12 protein-coding genes are annotated in these 12,416 nt (G+C 63.2%); 8 read left to right on the top strand and 4 right to left on the bottom strand.

What is annotated here, in order from left to right; all coding sequences use genetic code 11:
* The first annotated feature begins 190 nt into the window (after positions 1-190).
* The 6 genes from HBA99_RS06505 (at position 191) to HBA99_RS06480 (ending at position 6,261) form a co-directional block, all read left to right on the top strand.
* Complete coding sequence (locus HBA99_RS06505; RefSeq protein WP_064408064.1) at positions 191-529, top strand: WXG100 family type VII secretion target; 339 nt, start codon at positions 191-193, stop codon at positions 527-529.
* A 13-nt stretch (positions 530-542) separates the two neighbouring features.
* Complete coding sequence (locus HBA99_RS06500) at positions 543-2,942, top strand: TPR repeat domain-containing protein (RefSeq protein ID WP_070951372.1); 2,400 nt, start codon at positions 543-545, stop codon at positions 2,940-2,942.
* Positions 2,943-2,972: 30 nt separating this feature from the next.
* On the top strand, positions 2,973-3,848 hold the full coding sequence (locus HBA99_RS06495) for a hypothetical protein (protein ID WP_070951373.1): 876 nt from the start codon (positions 2,973-2,975) through the stop codon (positions 3,846-3,848).
* Positions 3,849-3,956: 108 nt separating this feature from the next.
* On the top strand, positions 3,957-4,352 hold the full coding sequence (locus HBA99_RS06490) for a hypothetical protein (protein WP_046252860.1): 396 nt from the start codon (positions 3,957-3,959) through the stop codon (positions 4,350-4,352).
* 22 nt (positions 4,353-4,374) lie between these two features.
* Positions 4,375-4,950 (top strand): DUF3558 family protein, encoded by a 576-nt coding sequence (locus tag HBA99_RS06485; RefSeq protein WP_081347592.1) that lies wholly within the window; start codon positions 4,375-4,377, stop codon positions 4,948-4,950.
* 27 nt (positions 4,951-4,977) lie between these two features.
* Positions 4,978-6,261: a hypothetical protein gene (locus HBA99_RS06480; RefSeq protein WP_070951374.1), complete on the top strand. Its 1,284-nt coding sequence runs from the start codon at positions 4,978-4,980 to the stop codon at positions 6,259-6,261.
* Here HBA99_RS06480 and HBA99_RS06475 read toward each other — a convergent pair.
* From HBA99_RS06475 to HBA99_RS06465, 3 genes are read right to left on the bottom strand one after another with little or no spacing between them, the layout of a single operon-like run.
* Positions 6,258-6,746 (bottom strand): VOC family protein, encoded by a 489-nt coding sequence (locus HBA99_RS06475; protein ID WP_070951375.1) that lies wholly within the window; start codon positions 6,744-6,746, stop codon positions 6,258-6,260. The genes HBA99_RS06480 and HBA99_RS06475 overlap by 4 nt on opposite strands.
* 30 nt (positions 6,747-6,776) lie before the next feature.
* Positions 6,777-8,144, bottom strand: a complete 1,368-nt coding sequence (locus HBA99_RS06470) for a WS/DGAT domain-containing protein (protein WP_081347593.1) — start codon at positions 8,142-8,144, stop codon at positions 6,777-6,779.
* Positions 8,117-9,661, bottom strand: a complete 1,545-nt coding sequence (locus tag HBA99_RS06465; protein WP_070951377.1) for an ArnT family glycosyltransferase — start codon at positions 9,659-9,661, stop codon at positions 8,117-8,119. The genes HBA99_RS06470 and HBA99_RS06465 overlap by 28 nt, the downstream gene beginning before the upstream one ends.
* Before the next feature lie 39 nt (positions 9,662-9,700).
* Between HBA99_RS06465 and HBA99_RS06460 the strand changes: the two genes are divergently transcribed.
* Together HBA99_RS06460 and HBA99_RS24925 are read left to right on the top strand one after the other, a co-directional pair.
* Positions 9,701-10,222 (top strand): DoxX family protein, encoded by a 522-nt coding sequence (locus tag HBA99_RS06460; RefSeq protein ID WP_070931017.1) that lies wholly within the window; start codon positions 9,701-9,703, stop codon positions 10,220-10,222.
* 118 nt (positions 10,223-10,340) lie between these two features.
* Positions 10,341-10,466, top strand: coding sequence for a hypothetical protein (locus HBA99_RS24925; RefSeq protein ID WP_044104255.1), 126 nt, complete (start codon positions 10,341-10,343; stop codon positions 10,464-10,466).
* A gap of 164 nt (positions 10,467-10,630) precedes the next feature.
* Here HBA99_RS24925 and HBA99_RS06455 read toward each other — a convergent pair whose 3' ends face one another.
* A complete protein-coding gene (locus HBA99_RS06455; protein WP_081347594.1) occupies positions 10,631-12,412 on the bottom strand; it encodes an ABC-F family ATP-binding cassette domain-containing protein in 1,782 nt (593 codons plus the stop codon).
* Positions 12,413-12,416: the final 4 nt, after the last annotated feature.

Below are 12,416 nucleotides of genomic sequence, written 5' to 3'. Positions count from 1 at the left end.
CGCCGACCGCATACCGCACGCAGGCCTTTCGGGCGTTTCACCTGCGTGCAGTATGCGCTCGGCGAAGGATGGGCCAGGGGTCGCCTTCCGCTCACGCGCGGCTCCCCCGAAAAACATGGAACCAAATCGGGCCTTGCCCCGTCGGATCTCTATATAGGGGCATGTATGCCACAAACGAGGAGAGTCAGACATGTCGAGCGTTTCGGGTTCATCAGGTGACTACCTACATCTGGACCCGGCCGAACTGCAGATTCACGCAGACCAACTCCATACGCACGCCTCCGATCTGAAGGACGCACACGATGCCGCCCACCGGGCATTGACCGATGCACAGGCAGGCTTCGGATCGGGGCGCGCATCCAAGGCGCTGAGTAGCAAGATTTCCGATTGGGAGAAGGAGACTGCTGACCACCACGCGGAGCTCAGCAGTCACGGCGAGAACCACAAGGCGTCCGCGGCTAAATTCGTGACCCGGGATGAGATCAATCGGGCGGGTATCGAGCAAGCGGGACCAAGCAGCACTGTCTGAGGGGGAGTAACTAATGGGGATGACGCTCGACGAATTGCAGCACTGGCCACCACAGATAAAGGCACTCGCGGATGCCGCATCTAAACGGGGTGATGCCAGTCAGCAGGCCGCGGACAAGGTACAGGCCATCATCGATATGTCGACCTGGAAGGGTGATGCCGGCGACGCCGCGAGGGACGCGATGAAGCGCTCAGCCGCCCGCTTCGAGAACTCCGGGTTTGAGGCGATGTATGTGGCGATGCATGCCAACAAGGCCTACGGAGAGTCGCAAGCGCTGGCCGACGACATCGGCTCCTTCTTGGCATACGCTGCCGCGCCCCCGAAGGTGGACATCGATCCCAAGACCAACGCGGTGACACCCCCGGACATCACTGGTTTGAACAAAGACCAATTACAGAAGGTCATCGACAAACTGAAGGAACTTCACCAGCGGGTGACGGGCCTCGTTGCGCGCGGCGAAATGTTGGACGACTCATTGGCTCGCGTACTCGACGAGGGCACCGGCGGTCACACCATGGCCGAGAAACAAATCGCCGAGGGGAGCCCCGAACAAGCCGAACGCGATGTCCACGACGTTCTCGCCGGTACCGCCACGGAAGAGCAGAAGGCGCGCGTCCAGGCGGCATCGATCCTGAGCCCCGAGCAGATCGCGGATCGTGATGCGGGTAGACCGGTGCAGTTGACGCGTTCGCAGCAGCAGGTATTGGGGCAGCTACAGGCGCAGATGAATGGGATGTCCGTAGAGGACATTCACCGGGCCGAGCGACGCTTGGGCAACAACAAGAGCATCATCGGTAACGCGCTGCAGATGATGGGCTCGAATCAGTACGGCTACGCAAAGACCGAATTACGCCCCGGCGCACAAGGTTCCACCACAGAGCTCACGACGGGAGGGTATGACAAGCTGCCCACCTCGGTACAGAACGCGTTGAATGACAAGTCGCCTGGATACAACTACGTCCCGCTCGAACACGGCCAGGGGCGCGGGGTAGTCACCGAGGGGTCAGTGCTCGGCAATCTGGACAGGTTGTCGGACGTCATTAAGGACGGAGACAGCGGTTTCCAGCACGGCACCGAACTGGACCAGAAACTGATGCAACGCGGCGCCGACATCCTGCATTTCGAGAACGAAAACAAGAGCGCACACTTAGGTCCCGCAGACTCGACGATTCAGAACATCTTCTCGGCGGCTGGCCGCGATCACATTGTCGATCACAACATGATGGTCAGCCCTGACGGCAAACGTAACGATCAGTTCCTGGGTGATCTGACACACCATCAGTTCCCTGATGGTGGCACCGCCGCGGGCAGCCTGATGAGCTGGACCCACGACTCTGCTCATGTAGGACCAGGGGTTTCGCTGGAACAAGCACGCATGTCAGGCGAGACAGCCCGTGCATACTCGAGCTACGTAATGGACCACCCTGAGCTGAACTCGCTGCCCTCCTCAGACGACCAAGGATTCGGCAACAGAGGAGTCAAGACATTCGGAGAACTCAGCCCCGGTCTCGCGCGTGGCATGGCCGACGGCTTGGTGCCGTATGCGGGAATAATCGCCGGTGGCGACCACAAAATACTTGGTGACACACCGGGTTTCGACGATGTTCCGGGGGGCGACCAAAAGTTCGATTCCCAAACTGCCGTTGATGACGGCACGATGCCCAGGGCTAAAGCGCTATTCAGGGTGCTCGACACTGACACGGAAGCGGCCAAAACGCTGGGTAGTGCGCTGTACGGCGATTCAATTCTCGCAACCAACCACTACGCCGAGGAAGTCAAACAACACGGAGTCGGACCGGCCGGCGACCTGGACCAAGCCGGCAGGTTCCGCGGCCTGGCGGATGCGGGATTGGCGGCGGCACAAGACGTGAAACATTACGACGCATCCGTCACTGCGGAGCAGAAAGCCAAAGATCTTCAGCAGATGAAAGAAGCGGCGTATGGCGCCATAACGAAGATCCTGCCGGTTCCCGCGGACCTGTCTCCAGGATTCGGAATCATGACCGACGCACTCAAATCGACCATAGTCGGACCTGCTCCCGATCCCAGTCAGCTCACGACCAGCATCGTCCCCGACCTAAGCGAAGCGAGAGCTCAGCAACAACTCGTCAGCGCCTATGTCGCTACGGGGGTGCTCCGAACAGATCAGGTCCCTTCAGATCTACTCATACCCGCTGGTCCGGAAAACCCAGGTGCCATGAAAATTGGCACCTTGGAGGAAGTGAGGAGCATGAAACTTCCTGACGGCACATATCCACACGCTGGACTGCGCGCCGACGACTACCACACCATGGTGGACCGAGCAATCCAACAGGTACCACCAGACGCCCGCAGATGGACGACGATTCAAGACGCGTACAACAGCGCCGCTAAGGATATAAACGCCAAGCCCGCAGGGCCGAAGGGTAGCTAATTGAACCTCATCCAAGTTCCGCGAGAGCCAGTGTTGCGAACATGCACGTTGGCCTTTGTCATCGCCTTGGTGTTAGCGGGATGCACGCCCCACCGCGATGACGCCGACACCACGCTTAACGGCCCGAGTCAGCCACCAATACCGTTCACCGGACTGACGCAGGACATGCGAATCCGGTGGAGCGCGGAACCAGGTATTGACCTGCTGACCGGCCCCGCCGTCATCATTCGCGCCTACCGCGAGTCGTACATACTTGGCGGACTGATGGCCAGCCCCAGCTATTATTACCCGGGCTTCGAACGTGCCGTCCCCCCAAACACTCCCGACTCCAATATGGCGGTTCGCCCACTGATTGCTGGCGATGCAGAGCTAGCGAGCAGTGGGTTCCAGACCACGGCACCCATCGTTGGCACCTGGAGACAACATCTACTGGCTCTGACTGGCGATCCTTCGTCCGGCTACACCGCAATCGTCTGCGATTGGAGCTACGCCACCGCAGTTCAACAACCCGACAACCAGTATCGCTATCCACACCGGCTGCCCCCCGAACCGTTCGATACTGCTACACCAGTAACAGGCACTCTGCCCGTACGAATCACCCTCACACCGCCTCCATCGGCGGAAGCAGGTCACACAGCTATACGCCAACGCGGCGACGCTCCTAGTCCTGCGGCGGACGTTTTCGGCGGGTGGAAGATTCGCAGCGCGATTCACCTACCAACGGAGTTCTACCCAGACGAGCCCAACGACTGGCCGAAAGCACAGTACGGCCGTGATCAGCTCGCCTGCCGTGACAAAGCCCCAGACTCCTACGAAAAGCGCAAGGTCTACCTCACCGGCGAACATCCCAGATCCGACTACCCGACTCTGCCTGCCGACCCCGGCTGGCCAACGGCAGGCACCTGACCACCCGAGTTCCTCGTCATCCGAAAAACATGGAACCAAATCGGGCCAGCTGACGTCAGAGGTATATGTAGGACAAACATGTCTGCTTGACCAGCGAGGGGAGCGTCCATGCCCGGAGAATCAGGGCTCGATATGAACGAACTGCACCTGGCTCCCGGCGCCGCGACGAAGGTGTCGCAGGAGTTCAGCGGCGCCGTGGACAAGCTGGAGAGTCTTCGACTGACTGCGGCAGCGTTCAACGCGGATGTAGGTATGGGTAGTTGCGCAGAGGGCACGTCGTGGAACGATGCTCTAACTGAGTTGGTAACCGGCCCCTCCGAATCGGTCGTCTCGGTCATTGAAGCGCATATCAAAACAGTGAAGACCTGGGCAGAGTGGGCCAAGGTCGCTCAAAACGAGTACGACAACATGGAGCATCGAAACGCCGAATCATTCGAGCAGCTCAGGGGCGACACCATCGACAACAACGGCCTGGGCGTCTACCCGCCGCCCACCACGAGCTGACGAGTCAGGAAGACTCAAGCGCATGAGATGGATCGCCGTGGTTACCGCTTCGACTGCACTTATTGCGGGATGTACGCATGACAGCATCCAGGGGCCACCGACCTCCGGATCGACTTCGTCTCCGATGTCCTCCGCCAGCTCCTCCGCCGCTGCCACAACCACGCAGACAAGCGGTGATCCGGTCAAGGGGACCACTTTCGATGGCTGTGCCGCAGTGACAAGTGACGAGCTAAACAGCTGGGAAGTCGATCCTGCCAGCAAGCAGGATGCTCACACTATCGCTTTTGGTCAAAATGTTCGCGGTTGTATGTGGGTTGGCCCAAAGTGGGGCATCAAGATCTACGCGGTCGATGCCAACTTGGATCAGCTTGGGCAACCGCAAAAGCGATTCGATCGGCAAGAGCGAGTACAGATTGGTTCGCGGTCGGGTTGGCTGGTTCACACTACTAGCGCCATAAGTTGTTCGATCGCCATCCCTTCTCAGCAAGGTGTCGCGTCCGTGCAAGTGGACTTGAAGACCGATCTCACCGAGCAACGCTACGACCAATGCCCCTTGGCCCTGCAGATCATGAAGCAGATCGAGCCGAAAATACCTTAGAGCCAATAGTTTTCAGGAGGAGAAGACATGGGGAAGAAGCAGATCCAGAAAGAACACTGGGAAGGCCACGATCACCAGTCGATCTACAACGCTGCCCAGGCCTTCCAGACCGGTAGCCCGCAGGCAGCCCAGGAATCGATCAATAGCATCGCGGAGCAGCTGGGCGATATCATGCACACGCTCGGCGGCAAGGTGCAGGGCATGCTGGTCGAGGATTGGCGCGGCGCGGCCGCGAAATCCTTGCAGACCAACATGTCCGAGTATTTCCGGGCCTCAGAACGAGGCATCATCAGCATTCGGCACGTCGCGGACAGGATGCCACCACTTGCCGACGCGATGAGCGCCGCCAAGTCGAGTATCGAGCCGCCGATGTCCGATGCCGAGGTCGCACAGAAGAAGAAGTCTGGATCGTCGGATGCCGAGATACAGCAGCTGAAGAACCAAGAACAGTTCTTCGCGCGCCTTCAGATGGTCGGACTGTTCAGCGAGCCCGTGGTTCGCGAGGGCGACAACGTCACCGACGTCCAGCCACCGAAAGGCAACAACCCCGGCAACATCACGCTTCAGCAGCCCACCAACGGAACCGAAACCGGTACCGGCGGTGGCGGTGGTCAGAACGGCGGCGGTGGCAGCCAAAACCCAAGCTCCTCAAACAATCTGGCCAACAGCCTCGCCGATAAGAACACCAAGCCTGCCTTCAGCGACGGCTCGGGTAGCCAGAGCGGACAAGGCCAGGGCGCGGGTTCAGGCGGCGGCAGTGGCGCGGGCGGTGGCAGCCCCCAAAGCGGCTCCGGCGGTTCGGGTAGCGGCCTGGGCAATGCACTCAGTGGCCTCGCGGGCGGCCTAGGCAAGGACGGCGCCGGCCTGGCACCGGGCAACACGACCGCAGCAGGCTTCGGCTCTCCCTCGGGCTCCGGCTCAGGCTCGGGCACCGGAACCCTCGGCGGCCCAGGAGCATTGCGCGGTGGCGCGGGCGTTCCCGGACCAGGCGGCGCCGGAACCAACGCTGCCGGCATCGGCGGTGCCGGGGTCCGTGGTGGCGCAATGGGCATGGGTGGCATGGGCATGGCCCCCATGGGCGGCGCCCACGGCCGCGGCGGCAAGGGCGAAGACGACGACGAACACCAGACCCCGGAGTTCCTCATCAACTGGGACAACGGCAACGAGCTGTTCGGCGATCTACCAAAAGCATCCCCCGGCGTCATCGGCGACTGGTCCGAGCACGAACGTGCCGAGAAGCAGCGCCGCGAGTCGGAAAAACGCCGCTACAAGTCCATGGGCTGGAACGTCGACTTCGGAGACGACGACTAAGACCCGGACTGCGCTGCGGCCACCGCCTCCTTGGCGACGGCCACATCGAGCTTGCGCATGGTCATCATGGCCTGCATCGCCGCGTTACCGGTCACCGGATCGGAGTGGAAAATCAGGTCGATCAGCTCGCGCGAGACCACCTGCCAGGACACCCCGAATTTGTCCTTGAGCCAACCGCATTGGGACTCTTCTCCCCCGTTAGCCGTGAGCGCCTCCCAGTAGCGATCGACCTCGTCTTGAGACCCGCAGTCGATCTGAAATGAGATCGACTCATCGAACGTGAACTGGGGTCCACCGTTAAGCGCGGTGTACCGCTGCCCGTCGAGCTCGAATTCGACGGTGAGCACCGTGCCCTCCGGCATGGGAGTGTTCGGTCCGTAGTGGGTGACCTCGAGAATCCGGGAGTTCGGAAACACGGACACATAGAAGTTGGCGGCCTCTTCGGCGCGAGTATCGAACCAGAGGCATGGAGTAATCGTCGGCATACCTGTATCGACCCGCGCCGATCAGAAAACTCATCGCAGCCGGGCAGATACCTCGGTAAGCGCGTCGGCCAGCAGGTCTTCGTAGTGATCGGCATCGGGCATCACTGCCGCGCTGGTGTGCACGCTCACCGTCACGGTGTCACCGATCCCGTGCACCCCATGGGTCAGGCCCATCACCGGCGACAGCGCGGGGAACCCGGCCGTGAACACCACCCGTCCACCGCCCAACATCAGATCGGCAGCACCGCGCACCACGCTCGACACCACGGTGTTACCCGCGACGGTGGGCGGCATCAGATCGGTGTTGAAGGCGTTGACACCCGCCCACATCATCGGCGCGGGCAGCGCCGCGCCTCCAGCACGTTGCGCGACCAGCACCGGGTGCACGGCGCGACGGCGCCTGCTCTCGATACCGTCCGCGATCTTCCGCGCCCGGGCGCGTAGATCCGTCTCACCCCAGCACAGGTCGACGCCAACATTCCGGAAATTATTGCGCGCCAATGATTCACCGGCGGATGCGACGGTTAACTCCGCGCCCAGACGTTCGGGAACCCACTGTCCGTGGTCGCGCAGATACTGCGGCAGCGCGATGCCGATCGCGGTGAGGACCGCGACGGTCACGCTGACGTCGTCGGCGCGAAGCTCATCGCGTGGCCGCACGATCATCCGGATCTCCCGATGCTCATCGGGCCGCGCATTCAGTGAAATCAGTGGGAATCCCTGCGGTTCCGGCTCCAGCTCACCCGCCGCGACAAGCTCCTGCTGCTGACGGTAGGCCCGATAGCCATCGCGGCTCGCACTCAGCAGCCGACCCAGCTTCACCGGAAAGCCTGCCAGCCCCCGCAGTGCGGCATAACCGGGTACCTCCGGCAGCGGCCCGGCCTCCCCCGCCGCATCGCCGAACAATGCCCGCGCGGCCGCGGTGGCCCGCTGACCATCAGCCAATGCGTGCGATACCTGCAATACCGCGACAAGCGCCGGACCCGATGACCTCGGTGCGCCGTGCACTCCCGGGAAAAGGTGAAGATGCCAAGGGCTTTCGCGGATGTCGACGGTGCTCGTGAGCAGTGCGGCGATCGCGGATCGGCACTGCATCCAGCCGGAATCCGGCAGCGAGTGCACCGTCAGGGGCACCCGGGATTCGTCACGCGGCGCCCAGTACGGGTAATCGAGGTGTCCGGCGACGTCGACGGCCCGCACCCGCAGATCCGCGATGCGCGACGCGCGCGCGGCGAGCGTGTTCCGCAGGGTGGCGACATCCTGCGTCGGCGAATCGAAGCAGAACAGCAGGAACTGATCGTTCGGGATTCTGGTCGACATCCAGTACATCTGGGCGTCGCGGGGTGCCATCTGTTCGACGGATGAGCCGCCTACTTGTAGGTGCGCCACTGGTCCCATAGCTGTTGCCACGGCGCAATTCTGCCGTAGTAGCGGTAGACCTGTGTCTCGTCCTCGCCGGAGGCGTGCAGCAGCTCGATTCGCTGCACCCCGCGAAACCCTTGGGCAAGTGCGGAATCCGGAGCATCGACGCCGATGTACATCATGTCCGTCATCGATTCCGGCGGCGCCCCGAAGTAGTAGTAGCCGCGGTGGAAGCTGTAGGCACGGGAAACGCCCTCGCGCCCGGCCTCGACGTCATAGGCGGCGGCCATGGGATAGATCTGCAGCACCAGAGCCGTACGGGCACGTACCTCGGGCGGCATCGAATCGTAGGTGTCGCGCGCAACCTGGCGCAGGCCCTCCGTGGAGTGATCGCCACCGGCAAGCATGGTGGGCCCCATCTCGCCCGCCCAGGAAAACCAGCGTGCGGCAGCTGTTTCGGACACGATGGGCAGCCTGACGATCGCCATGATCACCGATGCGGCCGTCACCACCCCTATGAGCCCGTAGACCACGCCCCGTACCGCGGCCCGGGAAGGGCGCCACCAGGAAAGTCCCACCGCGCCCGCGGCGATCAGCAAGGCGTACAACCCCATGGCGTAATAGGCACGTCCATGAGAGGCGAACATGAACGCTCCCACCAGCACCGCGGCCACGCCCAGGTATCGGTAGGCGCGCAGTGACGGCGCTGCCAGCAGCGCCACAACCCCGGCCAGCAGCAGCACCAGTCCGATGAACACCGAACCGATGAGCATGCCCGCCAACAACGCCGCCCCGCGTTCGGACTCCGCGGCCACGATCCCGGCCATCCGCAGGTATGGCCAGCCGCGGGTGCCCTGCCAGAGGAGGGTCGGGATGGTGGCCACGAGGGTGAAACCCGCCCCGATCCACAATTGCCGGCGGCGCAGCAACACCCGCGGGCCGAGGACCGCCGCACTCACCAGTACCGCAAGCCACAGCGCCGGGATCAGGAATTTGGTCTGCATGCTGATCGCGGTGACGACTCCCGCCCACAGCAGCAGCCGATCGTCGGGCAGTCGTTCCCGGAGACTGCGAGTCCAGCGCACCAACAGCCAGCACACCACCGACCACAGCGCCGGATCGATGGCCGGTGTCTGCAGCCAGTGGGCCAGGATCTGGAACATCGCGGTGGCGTACGCGATGGCCGCGAGGGATTGCGTAAGGCGGCCGCCGCCGAACTCAGCGGCGATCAGCCCGCACATCAACGTGCCAATTACCACCGCAGCGGTCGCCGCCAGGCGCAGCACCCAGAGGGAGCCGGGCGCGATGTTGTCGGCGAGGCCCGCAATGAAGGGCACCAACGGGGGCTGGTCAAAGTATCCCCACGACAAATGGTCGCGGCCCGCGACAACGAAGTAGGCCTCGTCGAAGAAGTACCCGTACCCCCTGCTGGCCCACCCGAATACGAGAGCGGTGATCGCGGTGATCGCTGTCAGTTCGGCGCGCGCCACCCGCACTGACGGTATGCCGGGGATGTCGTTGCCGTCGTCATACCGGGAATGGACCGCCGCCATAGCGAATTCACCATAGCCCTCATGCCATAGACTTCCGGCGTGCCGAGCACCAAGCAGTACAGCGATCCGTTGACCCGCAACGATATTGGACTCTTGGTCCTGCGTGTCGCGGTGGGAGTGACGCTGTGCTGGAGTGGGCTGAACATCGTGTTCGCCTCCGAGCAGTTCGCACACCTGGGCTCCTCGCCGATCCTGGCGCATCCCGATACGGCGGCTCGTGTGCTCGCGGGTGTCTACAGCATCGGGGGCGCCATGCTGGTCGCCGGACTTCTCACTCCCTTTGGCGCCAGTGCCGTGCTGGGTTCGATGCTTTACGTCGCAACCCAGACCTATGTGGCGCGAAACGACCTGCTGCAATCGGGCCCGGCCGTGCAGTTCCCCCTTGTGCTCGGCGCCGCAGCCATGGCGCTGCTGCTGTTGGGTCCGGGACGCATCTCTGTGGACGGGCGATTTGGCCGCGACGAGTGGCCTTCCGCGGTCTCATCGGTGCTGCTCATCGCCGGAATCGGGGGCGCGATCGCCGCGTGGGTGCTCATTAAGGGCACGAACCCGTTTTCTTAAGAGTTCAGCAAGGTCGCTCATGGTCTATGACCTGCGCCGATGCGTCTAGCGAAAATTGCCAGACTTTTCCGATTCGTAACTCAATGATTTCTTAATAGTGACCCCTACTGTTCAGTACATGACGAACGAGGAATTCGGTGCCACGGTCATCGAGATCGACTTCGAAGCCATCTACAGCGGCGAGATGCTGGTTGAGGGCGACAACTCGGAGCAGACCGATGAGTGGTTCCCGCTAGCCGTATAACGGCAGGTAGGCGAACCCCATAGGGGGGACGCATCGGCGAGGCGCGTAGCGCATCGCATGCCGGGCCAAGTCCCGGATGTTTCTCACTCACCCATTCAGTTCTAGAGCGAGGGCAGTCACACCGACTGCCCTCGCTTTTTTATTGAGGATCACGCCCGCGTGGGCTACTCAAGCTCTTCGGCGAGTTCCATCCACTGCACCTCGGCCGCGTCCTTCTCGGCGACGACGGCATTGAGTTCGGCGGTCAGCGTCACCACCCGGTCCGGGTCGGTGGCATGTTCGGCGAGCCGTTCATGCAACACGGCCTCTCGCTCCCCCAGCTTGGCAACGGACCGTTCGAGTCGTCCGAGCTCTTTGTGCGCGGCGCGCAATGCCGCACCATCGCGGCCACGATCGGGTGCCGGTTTGGTGGGGGCCGCGGTGGGTTGGACGTGCCGGCGCAGATACTCCTCGATGCCACCGGGCAGATTGGTCAGCTTGCCGTCACCGAACAGCGCCCACGTCGAATCGCACACCCGCTCGATGAGATACCGGTCGTGGCTGACCACAACCAGGGTGCCCGCCCAGCCGTCCAGCAGATCCTCGACCTGCTGCAGGGTTTCGATGTCCAGGTCGTTGGTGGGCTCGTCGAGAAGAAGCACGTTCGGCTCGGCCATCAGCACCCGGGTCAGCTGCAGCCGGCGACGCTCTCCACCGGAGAGGTCGGCGACCGGCGTGCGTTGACGTGCCGGGCTGAACCCCAGCATCTCGGCAACCTGTGAGGCAGAAAGCTCTTTGTCGCCCAGCGTGATCCGCAATGCGATCGACTCGATCGCATCGAGCACCCGGATGTCACCGGGCAGGTCGTCGAGTTCCTGGCGCAGCCAGCCGATGCTGACCGTCTTGCCTTCCTTGCGGTGTCCGGCCGCCAACGGCACCGCACCGGCAAGCACGCGCAGCAGGGTCGTCTTTCCGGATCCGTTGACGCCAACCAGGCCAATGCGCTCGCCCGGAGCCAGGCGCCAGGTCAGATCGCGCACCAGTTCCTCACCGGCGGGTGTCGTCACCGTCGCGTCTTCAAGCTCGATGACGATACGGCCCAGGCGGCGACGCGCAAATGCGCTCAGCGCCACCGAGTCTCGCGGCGGCGGCACATCGGCGATCAGGGCCTCGGCCGCCTCGATCCGGTATCGCGGTTTGGACGTGCGCGCGGGTGGACCGCGCCGCAACCAGGCCAGCTCCTTGCGTGCGAGATTGCGGCGGCGCGCCTCCGCGGCATCGGCCTGCCGCCCTCGTTCGGCACAGGCGAACGTCCAGTCGGCATAACCGCCTTCATACGATTCGACGCTGCCGTCGACGACCTCCCAGGTGCGGGTGGCCACGGTGTCCAGGAACCACCGATCGTGGGTCACGACGACCAGCGCGGTGCGCCGCGCCAGCAGATGCTCGGCCAGCCACTGAACGCCTTCGACATCCAGGTGGTTCGTCGGCTCGTCGAGAATGAGCAGGTCCAGATCGCGAACAAGTGCGGCGGCGAGCCCCACGCGCCGCCGCTGACCTCCGGACAGCTCATCCACGCGCCGGTCGAGGCCGAGGGCCGCCACTCCAAGCCCTTCGAGGATCGAACGGATGCGCGCATCCCCGGCCCATTCGTGTTCGGCGACGCCCAGGGGCGCGATCACGACGTCGAATACCGTCTCGCCTTCAAGATCGTCGCGCTGGGTGACGACGGCTTGGCGCAGGTCACCGGTCCGGCTCACTCTGCCCTGATCCGCCGGTTCGACACCGGCGAGCACCTCCAGCAGCGTGGTCTTGCCGCCACCGTTGAGGCCCACCACCCCGATGCGGTCTCCCGCTTGCACCCCCAGGCTGACGTTCGAGAGCAGCGGCTTGACGCCGTATGACTTCGAAACACTCTCGAGGTTGACGAGGTTGATGGGTTTAGCGGGGCTGGTCATGGCCTCCACAAAC

Source organism: Mycobacteroides chelonae (genome assembly GCF_016767715.1).
GTDB lineage: Bacteria > Actinomycetota > Actinomycetes > Mycobacteriales > Mycobacteriaceae > Mycobacterium > Mycobacterium gwanakae.
Note: the sequence above shows the minus strand (reverse complement) of the source record. Positions and strands in the feature narration are given on the sequence as shown.